The sequence below is a fragment of the Gemmobacter nectariphilus DSM 15620 genome, assembly GCF_000429765.1.
Lineage (GTDB): Bacteria > Pseudomonadota > Alphaproteobacteria > Rhodobacterales > Rhodobacteraceae > Wagnerdoeblera > Wagnerdoeblera nectariphila.
On the sequence record NZ_KE386949.1, the window covers coordinates 253,916 to 269,875 of the forward strand.

Annotated in this window: 18 protein-coding genes; 14 read left to right on the plus strand and 4 right to left on the minus strand. The window is 66.8% G+C overall.

Features of this window, described 5'->3' with window-relative positions; all coding sequences use genetic code 11:
• The first annotated feature begins 125 nt into the window (after positions 1–125).
• Positions 126–308: a hypothetical protein gene (locus G481_RS0119955; protein WP_028031562.1), complete on the plus strand. Its 183-nt coding sequence runs from the start codon at positions 126–128 to the stop codon at positions 306–308.
• 342 nt (positions 309–650) lie between these two features.
• Here the strand turns inward: G481_RS0119955 and G481_RS0119960 are convergent, their stop codons facing one another.
• Entirely contained in the window at positions 651–1,151 is a 501-nt protein-coding gene (locus G481_RS0119960) for an Lrp/AsnC family transcriptional regulator (RefSeq protein ID WP_028031563.1), read from the minus strand.
• A 166-nt stretch (positions 1,152–1,317) separates the two neighbouring features.
• On the opposite strand from G481_RS0119960, the gene trxB reads away from it, so the two are divergent.
• The 3 genes from trxB to G481_RS0119975 are packed head-to-tail and all read left to right on the plus strand — an operon-like array spanning position 1,318 to position 3,540.
• Complete coding sequence (gene trxB, locus G481_RS0119965) at positions 1,318–2,256, plus strand: thioredoxin-disulfide reductase (protein WP_028031564.1); 939 nt, start codon at positions 1,318–1,320, stop codon at positions 2,254–2,256.
• Positions 2,228–2,728, plus strand: a complete 501-nt coding sequence (locus G481_RS24720) for an RES family NAD+ phosphorylase (RefSeq protein ID WP_051294672.1) — start codon at positions 2,228–2,230, stop codon at positions 2,726–2,728. The genes trxB and G481_RS24720 overlap by 29 nt, the downstream gene beginning before the upstream one ends.
• Positions 2,729–2,787: 59 nt before the next feature.
• On the plus strand, positions 2,788–3,540 hold the full coding sequence (locus G481_RS0119975; protein WP_028031565.1) for a maleate cis-trans isomerase family protein: 753 nt from the start codon (positions 2,788–2,790) through the stop codon (positions 3,538–3,540).
• A gap of 139 nt (positions 3,541–3,679) precedes the next feature.
• On the opposite strand, the gene G481_RS0119980 is transcribed toward G481_RS0119975, so the two are convergent.
• Positions 3,680–5,704 carry a methylmalonyl-CoA mutase family protein gene (locus tag G481_RS0119980; protein ID WP_281171661.1) on the minus strand — a complete coding sequence of 675 codons (2,025 nt, stop codon included), beginning with the start codon at positions 5,702–5,704 and terminating at the stop codon, positions 3,680–3,682.
• 127 nt (positions 5,705–5,831) lie between these two features.
• On the opposite strand from G481_RS0119980, the gene G481_RS0119985 reads away from it, so the two are divergent.
• From G481_RS0119985 to G481_RS0120010, 6 genes are all read left to right on the plus strand, one after another.
• Positions 5,832–6,161, plus strand: coding sequence for a hypothetical protein (locus G481_RS0119985; protein ID WP_035026838.1), 330 nt, complete (start codon positions 5,832–5,834; stop codon positions 6,159–6,161).
• Entirely contained in the window at positions 6,158–7,615 is a 1,458-nt protein-coding gene (locus G481_RS24725) for a 1-acyl-sn-glycerol-3-phosphate acyltransferase (protein WP_342666609.1), read from the plus strand. Before G481_RS0119985 ends, G481_RS24725 begins: the two co-directional genes overlap by 4 nt.
• Positions 7,616–7,736: 121 nt before the next feature.
• On the plus strand, positions 7,737–9,029 hold the full coding sequence (gene ccrA / locus G481_RS0119995) for a crotonyl-CoA carboxylase/reductase (protein ID WP_028031568.1): 1,293 nt from the start codon (positions 7,737–7,739) through the stop codon (positions 9,027–9,029).
• Positions 9,030–9,174: 145 nt separating this feature from the next.
• Entirely contained in the window at positions 9,175–10,053 is an 879-nt protein-coding gene (locus G481_RS0120000; RefSeq protein ID WP_028031569.1) for a TIGR01459 family HAD-type hydrolase, read from the plus strand.
• A 122-nt stretch (positions 10,054–10,175) separates the two neighbouring features.
• Positions 10,176–10,619 (plus strand): MaoC family dehydratase, encoded by a 444-nt coding sequence (locus tag G481_RS0120005; protein WP_028031570.1) that lies wholly within the window; start codon positions 10,176–10,178, stop codon positions 10,617–10,619.
• 30 nt (positions 10,620–10,649) lie between these two features.
• Positions 10,650–11,576, plus strand: a complete 927-nt coding sequence (locus G481_RS0120010; RefSeq protein ID WP_028031571.1) for a bifunctional riboflavin kinase/FAD synthetase — start codon at positions 10,650–10,652, stop codon at positions 11,574–11,576.
• 23 nt (positions 11,577–11,599) lie between these two features.
• Here G481_RS0120010 and G481_RS0120015 read toward each other — a convergent pair whose 3' ends face one another.
• Together G481_RS0120015 and G481_RS0120020 are read right to left on the minus strand one after the other, a co-directional pair.
• The gene (locus G481_RS0120015; RefSeq protein ID WP_028031572.1) at positions 11,600–12,028 is read right to left on the minus strand and encodes a hypothetical protein; all 429 of its coding nucleotides are present in this window, start codon (positions 12,026–12,028) and stop codon (positions 11,600–11,602) included.
• 102 nt (positions 12,029–12,130) lie between these two features.
• Complete coding sequence (locus G481_RS0120020; protein WP_028031573.1) at positions 12,131–12,712, minus strand: transglycosylase SLT domain-containing protein; 582 nt, start codon at positions 12,710–12,712, stop codon at positions 12,131–12,133.
• Positions 12,713–12,905: 193 nt separating this feature from the next.
• On the opposite strand from G481_RS0120020, the gene hspQ reads away from it, so the two are divergent.
• From hspQ to G481_RS0120040, 4 genes are read left to right on the plus strand one after another with little or no spacing between them, the layout of a single operon-like run.
• A complete protein-coding gene (hspQ, locus tag G481_RS0120025; RefSeq protein WP_028031574.1) occupies positions 12,906–13,232 on the plus strand; it encodes a heat shock protein HspQ in 327 nt (108 codons plus the stop codon).
• 55 nt (positions 13,233–13,287) lie between these two features.
• A complete protein-coding gene (locus G481_RS0120030) occupies positions 13,288–13,986 on the plus strand; it encodes a DUF599 domain-containing protein (RefSeq protein ID WP_028031575.1) in 699 nt (232 codons plus the stop codon).
• Entirely contained in the window at positions 13,983–15,272 is a 1,290-nt protein-coding gene (locus G481_RS24730) for a glycosyltransferase family protein (protein WP_035026841.1), read from the plus strand. The genes G481_RS0120030 and G481_RS24730 overlap by 4 nt, the downstream gene beginning before the upstream one ends.
• Positions 15,257–15,952, plus strand: coding sequence for a CbiX/SirB N-terminal domain-containing protein (locus G481_RS0120040; protein WP_028031576.1), 696 nt, complete (start codon positions 15,257–15,259; stop codon positions 15,950–15,952). Before G481_RS24730 ends, G481_RS0120040 begins: the two co-directional genes overlap by 16 nt.
• The last annotated feature ends 8 nt before the right edge of the window (positions 15,953–15,960 follow it).

Consider the following 15,960-nt stretch of genomic DNA (forward strand, 5'->3'; position numbering starts at 1 on the left):
TGCTGCACAGCCGCGCCTTGGAATATCCACGGCACAAGCCAAAAGTCTGCCGCATTCCTGGCGATACTGTCTCCAATGCGGGAACGATCCCGCGGATCAGGAAACAGGGCAGCAAGAGGTCCACCATGAAAACCGAACGCCGCTGGCTCAAATCCGTCATCTCCGCCGCCGCCGAACCGATGCCGGCCCTGCCATGGGAACGCGCGGCTCGGGCGCAACCCACGCGGCAGGCCCCGACCACGCTGCTGCACCTGCGCCAACCTCCGGTTCCCGCCTCGCGGCCGACCGCCGCAATGGCCGCCCGCTAGGCCGCCCAGCCAGGGCGACCACCGAAATCCGACAATTGCGTGCGGAGATCTCGAATTAACTTTGACAGGGCGCCCGTTTTCAGCCACATTCACCCTGTCCCTGATCGGGTGCCGCTGCGGCCCTTGCGGCCCGCCACCCTGAACAGGCAGCTCGGAAACGGCGGCCTTGCCTTGCGTCCTCTGACCCGCAGGCAGGGCCGCTGCCGTTTCAGGGCCCAGCCTGCCACAGCCCTGCACCGCCACGATCCCCAAAGGCAGCCCAGGGTCCGTCCGCCCTATCTTTCGACTTGAAGAAAATATCCCCGCCGGAGGCATCCGCCGCCAGCCGCCCCGCACGCGGCCTCAGGCCTGGCGCGCGATCCGGTCTTCCAGCACGTCGAACGGCACGCCCGGATCATCCTTGGCACAGCGGATCACCAGGCTTGTCTTGACGTTCGACACATGCGCCGCCTTCAGCAGATCGCCGGTCAGGAAGTTCTGGAACGTCGACAGATCGGGCGCCACGCATTTGAGGATAAAGTCGATCTCGCCGTTCAGCATGTGGCATTCGCGAACCAGCGGCCAGGCCCGGCAGCGCGCCTCGAATGCCGACAGATCGGACTCGGCCTGGCTGGACAGCCGCACCATGGCAAAGACCTCGACCTCGAATCCCAGCTCGCGCGCGTCGATATTGGCATGATAGCCGCGGATATAGCCCTGCTCTTCCAGCGTGCGCACCCTGCGCAGACAGGGCGGCGCCGAAATGCCGACCCGCTTGGCCAGTTCCACGTTGGTCATCCGCCCGTCCGCCTGCAACTCGGCCAGAATGTGCCGGTCGATCGGGTCGAGTTTCGCGCCTGCCATCGTGTTGCCTCCAGAATTGCGCGGAACTTATGCGTTCGGCTGTCCGTGCGCAATATTGTTTCAAACAAAAGACCGATATTGATACGAGCCACCCGCCGCGTCGCGCCTCTGGCGCCCGGCCGGGGCTCTGCCTATATGGTCGTGACCAGCAAGGAAAGGGCACGCCATGGCCGAGATGCGGCATACCAGGGTTCTGATCATCGGCTCCGGCCCGGCAGGCTATACCGCCGCCGTCTATGCCAGCCGTGCCATGCTGGAGCCGATCCTTGTCCAGGGCATGCAGCCGGGCGGTCAGCTGACCATCACCACCGATGTGGAAAACTGGCCCGGCGACAAATCGGTCATGGGCCCCGACCTGATGGTCCGCATGGAAGAGCACGCCCGCGAGATGGGCGCCGAGATCGTGGTTGACGTGATCACCTCGCTCGACCTGTCGAAGCGCCCCTTCACGGCGCACAGCGACAGCGGCACGGTCTATACGGCCGACGCCGTGATCCTTGCAACGGGTGCCCAGGCGAAATGGCTGGGCATCCCGTCCGAAGAAAAGTTCAAGGGCTTCGGCGTCTCGGCCTGTGCCACCTGCGATGGCTTCTTCTATCGCGGCCGCGAGGTTGTGGTGATCGGCGGCGGCAACACCGCCGTCGAAGAGGCGCTGTTCCTGACCAATTTCGCCACCAAGGTCACGGTGATCCACCGCCGCGACAGCTTCCGCGCCGAAAAGATCATGCAGGACCGGCTGTTCAAGAACCCCAAGGTCGAGGTTCTGTGGAACCACACCGTCGAGGAAATCCTGGGCACCGAGGCCCCCTTGGGCGTCACCGGCGTGCGCGCGCGCAACGTCCAGACCGGCGCGGAAACCGTAGTCCCCTGCGACGGGTTCTTCGTCGCCATCGGCCACGCGCCTGCCTCGGATCTGGTCAAGGACCAGCTGGAGCTGCACTCTGGCGGCTATGTGAAGGTGGAACCGGGCAGCACCCGCACCTCGATCCCCGGCGTCTTTGCCGCCGGCGATCTGACCGATCACACCTATCGCCAGGCCGTCACCTCGGCCGGCATGGGCTGCATGGCCGCGCTTGATGCCGAACGCTTCCTGGCCGGTCACTGACCTTTCCGGCCGCTTCTGGCGCATCCTGCCGGTGGCGGCCGACCCGCTGTCCCCCGCCCCTTCACCCGAGGGGCGGTTCCACCATTCCGCCCAGCGGGCGCTTTACTGCTCGCCCACCGCTCAGGCCGCAGGCCACGCCGTCGCCCCCTACCTGCGGCCCGGCGATTTGCGGCTGGCCGTGCCGCTGCGGCTGACCGGCGCCCGCATCGCCGATCTGCGCGATCCCGCGACGCTGGCCGCGCTTGGCCTGCAAGGGCACGAAACCGCCGTGCCATGGCTGCCCGAACGCGCGGCCGGCCAACCCGCCACCACATGGCGCGCTTCGGATGCGGCGCGGGCGGCAGGCGCCTGCGGCATGATCTACACCGCCCGCAGCGCCCCGGATCGCTGGCATCTGGTGCTGTTTCGCTGGAACACCGCCAGTGGCGCACAACTTGCGCCAGACGGCCCCGCCCTGCCCCACCCACACTGACCCCTTGCCTTGTGCCGCCGCATCGGCTGTGCTGCCCGCACCCGACGAAAGGCACCGCCATGGCCCCCCTCTACGCCCGCAAGGCCCTGCTGGGCCTGCTGACCCCGCAAGCCAACACCACCGCCGAGGCGGAAATCGCGCTGCTCCTGCCGCCCGGCCACGGCCTGATCACCGCCCGCCTGACCAGCGATTGCCCGAAAGTCGAAGATCGGCTGACCGACTACTTCGCCCGGATCGCGCCGACCGCCGCGCAATTCGCCAATGCACCGCTCACGGCCATCGGCTTTGCCTGCACCGGCGCCTCCTATCTGGTGGGCGCCGCGGCCGAGGCACAGGCGCTTGCCGCGCGGCAGGGCGTGCCAGTCATCACTGCAGGACAGGCCATCGCCTCGGCCCTGCGGGCGCTTGACGCCAAAACCATCGCCATCGCCTCGCCCTATGGCCCCGCCCTGACCGCCAGCGCCGCGACCTACTGGACCGATCAGGGCTTCACCATCACCCGTATCGAGACGATCCCCGAAGATCGCGGCGCCTTCCACCCGATCTATGCCCATGCTGCCGACAAGGCCGAAACCGCGACCCGGCGCCTGCTCGACGATCCCGCAGGCGCAAACGCCATCGTCCTGCTGGGCACCGGACTGCCCACGCTGCCCACCCTCGCAAGGCACGCAGACAGCCCGCGCCCGGTCCTGTCCTCAAACCTCTGCCTTGCCTGGGCCATGACCCAGGCCGCGAGCACAAAGACCATCGACCTGCACGACTGGCTGCGCGGCGATCACTGGCGCGCAAGACTGGCCGACACCCTCGGCTAGCCACATCATCTTGCACTAAATACCCCCGCCGGAGGCTCCGCACGCCCCACAAGCAAACCGCCGGGCAAACGCGCCGCGCCCCCACTTTCCGCTGCAGCGCCGGTGACGGGGGCTCGATGCCCCCGGCGCCGGCCGCCCCTCAGGCCGCCAGCGGCGCCTTGTCCACCAGCGCGACGATATCCATCATGATGCGGTTCAGCTCGAAGTCCTTGGGCGTATAGACCGCCGCCACCCCCATCGCGCGCAGCCGCTCGGCATCTTCCTCGGGGATGATGCCGCCGACGACGACCGGCACATCGGACAGACCCGCCGCCTTCATCCGCCCCATCAGATCCTCGATCAGCGGCAGATGGCTGCCCGACAGGATCGACAGGCCGACGACATGCGCGCCCTCGGCCTCGGCCGCAGCGACAATCTCGGCCGGCGTCAGGCGGATGCCTTCATAGGTGATGTCCATCCCGCAATCGCGCGCCCGTGCGGCGATCTGCTCGGCGCCGTTGGAATGGCCGTCCAGCCCCGGCTTGCCCACCAGGAACTTCAGCCGCCGCCCAAGGCGCGAGGACACCGCATCCACCGCCTCGCGGATCGGCTCCAGCCCTTCGGTGCGGTTCGACACGGCGCGCGACACGCCCGTCGGCCCGCGATACAGGCCAAAGACCGACCGCACCGTCTCGCCCCATTCGCCAGTGGTGGCGCCTGCCTTGGCCGCGGCAATCGAGGCCGGCATGACATTCGCCCCCGATTGCGCATCGGCCCGCAGCCGCGCCAGCGCGGCCTGAACCGCCGCCTCGTCGCGGCTGGCACGCCAGGCCTGCAGCCGGGCGATCTGGTCGGCCTCGGCCGCCTTGTCCACCACCATGATCGCGCCATTTCCGGCGGTCAGCGGGCTGGGCTCGGTCGTGGTAAAGCGGTTGACGCCCACCACCACCGTCTCTCCGGCCTCGATGCGGGCAATCCGGTCGGCATTCGCCTCGACCAGACGCGATTTCATATAGTCGATCGCCTCGATCGCCCCGCCCATCGCGTCGATCTGCGCCAGCTCGGCCCGTGCGCCGTCCTTCAGCGCGGCCACCTTGGCATCAATCGCCGGGTTGCCGTCGAACAGATCGCCATATTCCAGCAAGTCGGTCTCATAGGCCAGGATCTGCTGCATCCGCAGCGACCACTGCTGATCCCACGGACGCGGCAGGCCCAAGGCCTCGTTCCAGGCGGGCAGCTGCACCGCCCGCGCCCGCGCCTTTTTCGACAGCGTCACCGCCAGCATTTCCAGCAAGATCCGGTAGACGTTGTTTTCCGGCTGCGGCTCGGTCAGGCCCAGGCTGTTCACCTGCACGCCATACCGGAAGCGGCGGTATTTCGCATCCTGCACGCCATAGCGTTCCAGGCAGATTTCATCCCACAGATCGACAAAGGCGCGCATCTTGCACATCTCGGTCACGAACCGGATGCCCGCGTTCACAAAGAACGAGATGCGCCCCACCATGTCGGGGAAATCCTCGGGCGCGACCTTGCCTTGCAGATCGTCCAGCACCGCCTGCGCCGTGGCCAGCGCAAAGGCCAGTTCCTGTTCCGGCGTCGCCCCGGCCTCTTGCAGGTGATAGGAACACACGTTCATCGGGTTCCATTTCGGAAGATGCTCGCGCGTATAGGCGGCAACATCGGTGATCATCCGCAAGGACGGGCGCGGCGGGCAGATATAGGTGCCGCGCGACAGATATTCCTTGATGATGTCGTTCTGCACCGTGCCTTGCAGCTTGCTGACATCGGCACCCTGTTCTTCGGCGACCGCGATATACAGCGACAACAGCCACGGCGCCGTGGCGTTGATCGTCATCGAGGTGTTCATCTGCTCCAGCGGGATCTGGTCGAACAGCGCGCGCATGTCGCCGATATGGCAGACCGGCACGCCCACCTTGCCCACCTCGCCGCGGCTCAGTTCGTGATCGCTGTCATAGCCCGTCTGGGTCGGCAGATCGAAGGCGACCGACAGGCCGGTCTGCCCCTTGGACAGGTTGGTGCGGTAAAGTTCGTTCGACGCCGCTGCCGTGGAATGGCCGGCATAGGTGCGGAACAGCCAGGGCTTTTCCTTCTGGGTCATGGCAGTGCCTCCGTGCAAGCGCAGCGCAACATTCTTGCCGAACGGATGGCGCAGGCGCAAGATCATGTCAAGTCAGATTCGCCGCAATGCGGCACCCGGCGCCATCCGCCCGCTATGCAAGATCGCACGATTGTGATCTGACTTCACCTGCAGCGCACTGGCCGCGCTGCATCATTTTCAATCGGGTGATACCATGGGCTTCAGACCCACCGCTTTGCTTCTGTGTTCGGCAATCGTCACGAGTTTTGCGTTTCCCGCAGCGGCGCTTGATCGCCGGGTCAAGATCGTCAACCGCACCGGATTTACCATCGTCGAGTTCTACGGGTCCAACAAGGGCACCGACTCGTGGGAAGAGGACATCCTGGGCCGCGGCATGTTGCCGTCAGGCGAAAGCGTGACGATCAACTTCGACGACCGTTCGGGCTATTGCGTCTATGACTTCAAGGCCGTGTTCAACGATGGCGACGTCTTGATCCGCCGCGGTGTGAACGTGTGTGAACTGGGCACATTCACCTACGAATGACCGCCGCGCGGCCGGTGCGCGGGCAGTTGACCCGCGTGCCGGTTTGCCGCGACAGTGCCCACATGTTCGGCACTGTGGAAATCCCTCTCTGGTTGCTGGTGCTGATCCTGGCCTTTGCCGCGGTCACCTTTGCCTCGCACTTCCTGTTCCCCTCGGTGCGCTGGTTCTTTCGCCGCCGGATGGAACGGGCGGTGGCTGAACTGAACCGCCGCCTGCACCGCCCCATCGAGCCGTTCAAGCTGCTCGAACGCCACGACCGCATCCAGCAGATCGTCTATGATCCGCAGGTGCTGGCGGCCACGCTGGACCATGCCCGCGCAACCGGCGTGCCGCGCAACGTGGCCTTTGAAACCGCGCGGCGCTATGCGCGCGAGATCGTCCCCGGCTTTTCCGCCAGCGTCTATTTCGGCTTTTCGGTGCGGGCCGCCCGCTGGCTGTCGCAACTGCTCTACCGTGTTCAGGTGGTCTCGCCCGACGAGACGGAATTGCGCCGGGTCGCCCCCGAGGCCACGGTGATCTTCGTGATGAACCATCGCAGCAACATGGATTATGTGCTGGTGACCTGGCTGGTCTCCAGCCGGATGACCTTGTCCTATGCGGTGGGCGAATGGGCGCGGGTCTGGCCGCTGTCGTGGCTGATCCGGTCGATGGGCGCCTATTTCATTCGGCGTCAGACGCCAAATCCGCTCTATCGCAAGGTGCTGGAACGTTATGTCCAGACCGCAACCGCCGAAGGCGTCGCCCAGGCGATCTTTCCCGAGGGCCGGCTGTCGCTGACCGGCCGCACGGGCGCGCCGCGCCTGGGCTTGCTCAGCTACATCCTGGCCGAGGCGAAACAGCGTCAGCGGCCCGTGGTCTTTGTCCCGGTGGGTCTGGGCTATGACCGCGTGCTGGAAGACAAGCTGCTGGTCGCGGCCGGCGAAACCGGCGTGCGCCGGTTCCGGGCGCGGCTGGCGCTGATCATGCTGAATGTCGCGCGCATGTTGTGGCGCCGGCTCTGGGGGCGCTGGCAGGGGTTTGGCGGCGCGGCGGTCAGCTTTGGCCACCCGATCCCGCTGGACCGGCTGCTGGCCGAGGATCCGGCCTTGACCCCCGAGGCGCTGGGGGATCGGCTGATGCAGGACGTGCAGCGCGTCATTCCGGTTCTGCCGGTGCCGCTGGTCGCCGCGGCCCTGATCGCGGCAGGCGGCCCGGTCTCGCGCAGCGCGCTTGCGCAAGCCGCGCAAGCCCTGGGCGCCAGGCTGCGCGCGGCGGGCGCTGTCATGGCCGCCGACGACGGGGGCGGCCTTGAGGCCGCGGTGCAATCGCTGATCGATCGTGGCATGATCCTTGTGGATGGCGACCGGCTGAGGGTTGGCGATGCCGCGCTTCTGGGCTTTCAGGCCGCGCCGGTGCAGCAAATGCAGGATGCAGCTGCGGCGAAACCGCCACAGGGCGAAACGGCGGGGACATAAAATTACAATTCACGCACTATTGCTGTTGCAATGTTGCGCGGCCGTTTTTATCCAAGGCGCATGACGCCGGCCGATTCTGCGGCGCGGCACGGATATGCAGGAACCCGCCAAGGAGGCACCCATGGCTCTGGACACGAATCCCGACATCATCGCCTACCACGCCCCCAAGAAAGACCTTTACGAAATCGGCGAGATGCCGCCGCTCGGCCATGTCCCGGCCAAGATGTATGCCTGGTCGATCCGCCGCGAGCGTCATGGCGAACCCGACACCGCCATGCAGGTCGAGGTGGTGGACACCTGGAAGCTGGACAGCCACGAGGTGCTGGTTCTGGTGATGGCCGCGGGCGTGAACTACAACGGCGTCTGGGCCGCGCTTGGCGTGCCGATCAGCCCGTTCGATGGCCACAAGCAGCCCTATCACATCGCCGGCTCGGATGCCTCGGGCATCGTCTGGGCCGTGGGCGACAAGGTCAAGCGCTGGAAGGTGGGCGACGAAGTGGTCGTGCACTGCAACCAGGACGATGGCGACGACGAGGAATGCAACGGCGGCGATCCGATGTTCTCGCCCAGCCAGCGCATCTGGGGCTATGAGACCCCCGATGGATCCTTTGCCCAGTTCACCCGCGTCCAGGCCCAGCAGCTGATGCCGCGCCCCAAGCACCTGACCTGGGAAGAATCGGCCTGCTACACCCTGACCCTGGCGACCGCCTACCGGATGCTGTTCGGCCATGCCCCGCATGATCTGCAGCCGGGCCAGAACGTGCTGGTCTGGGGCGCCTCGGGCGGCCTTGGCTCGTTCGCGATCCAGCTGATCAACGCGGCCGGCGCCAATGCGATCGGCGTGATCTCGGACGAAAGCAAGCGCGACTTCGTGATGGGTCTGGGCGCCAAGGGCGTCATCAACCGCAACGATTTCAAGTGCTGGGGCCAGCTGCCCACCGTGAACAGCGAGGAATACAACACCTGGCTGAAAGAGGCGCGCAAGTTCGGCAAGGCGATCTGGGACATCACCGGCAAGGGCGTCAGCGTCGACATGGTGTTCGAGCATCCCGGCGAGGCGACCTTCCCCGTCTCGGCGCTGGTGTGCAAGAAGGGCGGCATGGTGGTGATCTGTGCAGGCACTTCGGGCTTCAACTGCACCTTTGACGTGCGCTACATGTGGATGCACCAGAAGCGTCTGCAGGGCAGCCACTTTGCGCATCTCAAGCAGGCCTCGGCCGCGAACAAGCTGATGATCGAGCGCCGCATCGACCCCTGCATGTCCGAGGTCTTCCCCTGGGCGGACATTCCGGCCGCGCACATGTTGATGCGCCGGAACCAGCACAAGCCGGGCAACATGGCCGTGCTGGTGCAGGCCCCGCGCACCGGCCTGCGCACGTTCGAGGACACGCTGGAAGCCAGCCGCGAGATGTAAGCCCCCGGCGTCGGAGCGGGGGCCAGCCCCCGCACCCCCGGGGTATTTATGGCAAGATGAAGCGGCCGGGCGGGATCCTTGCAGGGGTTCCGCTCGGCCCGGCTGCGTGCGATAAGCGCCGCAATTCCGAGGCAGGAGCCGCCAAGTGACCCGCATCATCCGTGAACTGGCCGAGATTTCGGACCGCTATGACGTGCTGTTCTGCGACCTGTGGGGCTGCGTGCATGATGGCAAGCGGGCAATGCCGGCCGCTGTCGCCGCCCTGCAGGCGTTCCGGGCCAAGGGCGGCGCGGTCGTCCTGCTGACCAACGCCCCGCGCCCCAAGCCCAGCGTGATGCGCCAGATCGAAAGGCTGGGCGTGCCGGCCGATGCCTGGGATGACATCGTGACCTCGGGCGATGCGGCGCAATATGCGCTGGTCAACGGGGCGGTAGGTCGCAAGGTCTGGCACGTCGGGCCGCCCAAGGATCTGACCTTCTTTTCTGAAATGGCCCCCGATCTGCCTGCCGCCGACATCGAACTCGTGCCGCTGACCGAAGCCGAAGGCATTGTCGCCACCGATCTGTTCGACAATCTGCATGAACAGCCCGACGAATATTACGGCCGCCTGCTGATGGCGCGCGAGGCAGGGCTTCCCATGCTGTGCGCCAATCCCGATCTGATGGTCGATTATGGCGACAAGCGGGTCTGGTGTGCCGGGGCGCTGGCAAAGATGTACGAGGAAATGGGCGGCACGGCGCTGTATTTCGGCAAGCCGCATCCGCCGATCTACGACCTGGCCCGCCGGCGTCTGGCTGCGGCCGGGCGCGAGGTGAGCGAGGATCGCATTCTGTGCCTGGGCGACGGGATCGGCACCGATGTGGCCGGCGCGGCGGGCGAAGGGCTGGACGGGCTGTTCGTCACCGGCGGCCTTGCGGCCGAGCAGTTCGGCCCCGACGTCGAAAACCCCGATGCCGCGTTGCTGGATGCCTGGCTGGCTGCCCATGTAGCGGCGCCGAAATGGGCGATTGGCCGCTTGCGCTGAAATGCTCGGCGCAACAATATTTCCGAAATCACCGTAAATGGGTTGAAAAGTTGCGCTGCGTCGTTGTGCTGCGGCGCGGCATATGCTATGGATATGGCAGCTCCCATGAAGGAATCGCCATGATGCTGGACAACACCCCGCGCGGCACCATCTGCATCGAGGATATCGAGATCGGCATGACCCGTTCCTTGCGCAAGGTGGTCACGGATCGCGACATCGAACTGTTCGCCGAGGTTTCGACCGACCGGAACCCTGTGCATCTGGACGACGACTATGCCCGCGACACGATCTTTCAGGGCCGCATCGCCCATGGGATGCTGACTGCCGGTCTGGTCTCGGCGGTGATCGGGGAACAGCTGCCGGGCCATGGCACCGTCTATCTGGGCCAGAGCCTGAAGTTTATGGCCCCCGTGCGCCCCGGCGACATGGTCGAGGCGGCGGTCACGGTGACGGCCGTCGATCATTCGCGCCGCCGCGTGACCCTTGAAACCCGCTGCGCGGTGGGTGATACGGTTGTGCTGAAAGGCGAAGCGCTGGTTCTGGCGCCCAGCCGCAAGTTCGACTGACCGGCGGGTTGCCCCGCCATCCGGGGGCAGATGAAACGGCACCATCACTGGCAGGGGCTGGCAGAGGCGGATCGCGGCGCCTCGGTTGCCATGGGAAATTTCGACGGCGTGCATCTGGGTCACCGTTCGGTGATTGATCTGGCACGGCGGCCGGGCATGGCGCTTGGTGTCGTGACCTTCGAGCCCCATCCGCGCGAGTTCTTTGCCCCCGACGCCCCGCCCTTTCGCCTGATGAATGCCGAGGCGCGGGCCAGCCGTCTGGCCCGGCTGGGGGTCGATCAGCTGTATGAGCTGCCCTTTGATGCCGCCCTCGCCGCGCTGACACCCGAGGATTTCGCCCGCAAGGTTCTGGCCGAGGGACTGGGCATCCGGCATATCGTCGTTGGCGCCGATTTCCGGTTCGGCAAGGGCCGGGCGGGCGGGGCTGCGGACCTGGCGGATCTTGGCAAACACCTGGGCTTTGACGTGACGGTGGCGCCGCTGGTTGAAACCGCCGGGGTCGAGGTGTCATCCACCGCCATTCGCACCGCACTGGCCGAAGGCCGCCCGCGCGATGCCGCCGCCATGCTGGGTCACTGGCACCGGATCGAGGGCGAGGTTCTGCACGGTGAAAAGCGCGGGCGCGAGCTGGGCTTTCCCACGGCCAACATGGCGCTGACCGGCCTGCATCTGCCGCGTTTCGGGGTCTATGCCGTCAAGATCGACGTGCTGACCGGGCCGCACGCGGGCAGCTATCATGGCGCCGCCAGCCTGGGGGTGCGGCCGATGTTTGGGGAAAACCTGCCGAACCTTGAAACCTTCCTGTTCGATTTCAAGGGCAGCCTTTATGGTGAACGGCTGTCGGTCGCTCTGGTCGATTTCCTGCGGCCGGAACTGAAATTCGATGGCCTGCCCGCGCTGATCGCCCAGATGGATGCGGATTGCGATCAGGCGCGCAAGCTGCTGGCCGAGGTCTAGGCCTGGCCTGCGGCCCGCAACGGTCAGTTGCTGAAGGCGTCGATCAGGTTCAGCACCGCGATGATCTTGCGCGTCTCGCTGTCGACCCGATAGATCGCGCGGTCGTCGCGGTAATAGCTCCAGCCGGGCTGAAGCGGCAGATCATAGCGGCGCGGGTCGCGGATGACGATGTAATCGCCGCCCAGAATGCTGCCGACGCGGGTGCCATAGTCGACAGACTTGCGGGCCTGCCCCGGCGGCACACAGGGCGGGTTCTTCTTGGCAAGGCCCGGCGGACAGTTGAAATCGGCCCGGTAGCGATCGTCGTGGCGCCCGTGATCGTCGCGCCGGTCCATCTGGCCGTGCCCCTGCCATTTGCCATGGCCCTTCCCCGACCCCGGGTCGGCAGCACCCGGCGCGGCGGCAAGCGTCAGCACAAGGCCGGCGGCGGCAAGTTTCGGAATGAGCGTCATGGTCCTGCTCCGTCTGTAATCCTCGATGGGGATATAACGGGTGTGGACGGCAAAGGTTGCGCCCTGAATCCGGGCTAGGCAAAAGGGCGCCGATCCGTGGCCCTAGCGTCGGCGGCAATTCTCCAGCTGGGTGCGGTAGGTCTCGGACCGGCTGGCGACGCGGTCGGACACGGCCATCAGCCAGGGCTTGGCCCGGTGGCTGCCACGGGCAAATCCGGCGCGTCCTTCGTGATAGGCCAGATACTGGTTGCGGGCATCGGCGCGGTGAATGCCCAGCCGCTCCTCGGACTTGACGAAATACCAGCCCATGAAATCGGTCGCATCCTGAATGCGGTCGCGGCGCGCACCGTTGCGGCCAGTTTCCTCCTGGTATTCGCGCCAGGTGTCGTCCAGTGCCTGGCTATAGCCATAGGCCGAACTTTGGCGCCCCATGGGAATCACCCCCAGCGCAAAGCGATAGGGGGTGCGGGCATTGCCGATGAATTTCGATTCCTGATGAATCACCGCCATCTGCACATGCACGGGCACGCCCCAACGACGTTCCGCCGCCTGCATGGCGCGGTAATACTTGGGCCGTTCGTCCGCCAGCCCACATGCATTGTCCAGATTGCGAGGCGCCGAATAGTTGCCCCCGCACGATCCCAGCACCAGCAGCAGCGCCACGGCGCGAAAGACTTTACGCATCTGTTTCTTGCCTGCCCGATTTTTGCTACACTATACGCCAAATCGGGGCGCGAGGAAATCCCGCCGTGTCATGCGGGGCAATCAGATTGCCGTGTCCCGCGCCTCGTCCGAACAGACTGTTTCGCTCTGACACGGGACCGGCTGGTGGACAAGATGATGTGACAGCAGTAGTTAACCCTTGGGGGTTGTTGCCATGCTGAAGTCTCAGGCCAAGTATCATCTGGGTCAGGTGCTGCGTCACCGCAAGCACCCCTTCCGGGGGGTGGTGTTCGACGTGGACGCCATGTTCTCGAACACCGAGGAATGGTATGCCGCCATTCCCGAGGAAAGCCGACCGAAAAAGGACCAGCCGTTCTATCACCTGCTGGCCGAGAACGATCAAAGCTATTACGTCGCCTATGTGTCCGAGCAGAACCTAGTGCCCGATGACACGGGCGAGCCGGTCGATCACCCCGACCTGCCCGATCTGTTCGGCGATTTCGAGGATGGGCGCTATCCGCTTCAGTTCCAGTTGAACTGACGCGGGGTTTTCGGGCGGGCTTTCGGGCCGGCCGCGCTGCGGCTATGGTCTGCGCATGACGATCGAAACCCTTGTCCAGGCCTTTACCCCGTTCGATGCGCTGGCGCTGGCGCTGCTGCTGGCCGGCTGGCTGGGGCTTGGCTGGCTGATCGAACATCCGCCCCGGCGGCGCCCGTCGGTTGCCGTGCTGATGGCCGATGTGCGCCGCGACTGGATGCGCACCTTTGTCACCCGTCAGCCGCGCATCTTCGATGCCAATGTGATCGACAGCCTGCGCCAGTCCACTGCCTTCTTCGCCTCGGCCACCATGATCGCCATGGGCGGCGGGGTCGCGCTGATGGGCGACACGGAACGGCTGGCCGGCTTTGTCAGCGACTTCACGCTGCAGACCAGCCGGCAGGCGCTGGAAACCAAGCTGCTGATCGTGCTGCTGCTGGTGGCGAATGCGCTGCTGAAATTCGTCTGGGCGAACCGGCTGTTCGGCTATTGCTCGATCCTGATGGCCTCGGTCCCGAACGATCCCGAAGACCCGCAGGCCTATCCGCGCGCCGCCCAGGCCGCCGAGGTCAACATCACCGCCGCGCGCAGCTTCAACCGCGGGCTTCAGTCGGTCTATTTCGCGCTGGCGGCGCTGGCATGGCTGGCCGGCCCCCTGGCGCTGACCGGGGCAGTGCTGCTGACCTGCGCGGTGATGGCGCGGCGTGAATTTGCCTCGGAATCGCGCGGGGTGATCCTTGGGGGCCGGGCCGGATGACCACGGCGCTGGTGCTGGGGATTACCGCCGATCTGGATTTCGCGGCCGGGGCGTTTCTGGCCGGGTTCCGGCGCCACAACCCCGATTTCGCCGGCGAGGTGGTCATCTTGCACGATGGCCTGCCCCCGGCCGCGCAGGCGGCGCTGTCGCGGCTGGAGCCCCGGTTGCGGCTGGAGCCCTATGGCCGCGCGCAGGCACGGGCGCGGCTGGCGGCGGCCGGCCTGACCCGACCGGCGCAGATCGGCCGCGCGCTGGACCGGCGCAGCCCGATGATGCTGGCCAAGTTCGAGATGTTCGACTGGCTGGACCGCTATGAAACCGCCGTCTGGTGCGATGTGGACATGCTGGTCCGTGCGCCGGTGGCCGATCTGTGGCAGGCCGGGCCGCTGGGCTGGCGCAGCCTGGCCGATGGCGCGCTGCTCCGGCGCCGGCGCACCCTGAGCGCGGTTGCCGACCTGATGACGGTCCATGATGTGCCCTTGCCCAATGGCGGGGTGGTGGTGGCCGGCGCTGCGCTGCGCGAGCGCTGGCGGATCGGCGCGGCCGATCTTTACGCCATGGTGGCCGAACTGGTCCGCCGCACCCGCGCCGAGACGCTGGACGAGCTGGCACTGTTCCTGCTGGCCAGTGCGCAGGGCATCCCGGTCACGGCGCTGGATCCGGCGCTGAATCAGTCGGTCGCCGCGCCCGGGCCGCAGGCGGCGCGCATCCTGCATGCGATCGGGCCGGACAAGTTCTGGAACTCGGCCCCCCTGCGGCTGACCTGCCCTGACTGGCAGGCCGACCATGACCGCTGGGTCGCCGCAGGCGGGCGCCCTGCCCCGCCGCCTGACCGGCTGGCCGAGGTGCAGCCGCTGGCGCCGGATGCGGCGCTGGCCGCTGCCCGCAACCGGGCGTTCTGGCAAGACCTGTGGCACGAACTTGGCCCCGCGCTGCCCACGGGCCTGTGGCCCGATCTGCGCACCGATCGGCCCTATCTGCGCCTGTATCTGACCGGCCACGACCGATCAGCCTGGGCCGAGCTGACGGCCGCGCCTGCGGCCGACCGGCTGCGGATCGCCGCAGGGCTGGAGCGGGCCGACCTGCACGATGACGGCCTGCCCGACCGGCTTGATCGCGCGCTGACGGCCGCGGGGCTGGGGCTGACGCGCAAGGATGCCCGCCTGCTGCATGTCTGGTTCCGCGACGTCCCGCGCGATGCGGTGCCCGCGACCCTCGGCCAGATGCGCGATGCCCTGTCGAACGCCCTCTCCCAGACCATAGGCCCACCATGCCCGCAGCCCTGATCGTCGCCCACGGATCGCCCGCAGACCCCGCCCCGCAAGAGGCCGCCTTGCAGGTGCTGGCCGCGCAGGTCGGCGCACATCTGCCAGGCTGGACCGTGCTTGGCGCCACGCTTGCCATGCCTGGCGCGCTGGAAACCGCGCTGGACCGGGCGGGACCAGAGGCGATGATCTATCCGTTCTTCATGGCGCAAGGCTGGTTCACGGGGCGCGAGCTGCCGCGCCGGCTGGCGGCCGCCGGGGCCAGCGGGCGGCGCCAGCTGGACCCGTTCGGGACCGACCCGGATTTGCCGGCGCTGATGGCCCATGTGGCAACCGAAGGCGCCGCAGCCCACGGCCTGACCCCCAGGGCCAGCACCCTGTTGCTGGCCGCCCATGGCAGCAAGGTATCCCGCACCTCGGCCGACAGCACCTATGCGATGGCCGATCACCTGCGCCGACTGACCGATTTTGCCCGTGTCGAGGTCGGATTTGTCGAGGAAGCGCCCTTTCTGGACGATGCGGCGCGGATCGACGGCCCGGCGCTGTGCCTGCCGTTCTTTGCCCTGCGCGCCGGCCATGTGGCGGGCGATGTGCCCGAGGCGCTGGCCAAGGCGGGGTTCAGCGGCCCGCTGCTGCCCGCCATCGGGGAACATCCGCAGGCCGCAGCCCTGATTGCCGCCGCGCTAATGCGCCAGCGCTGACCGTCGAC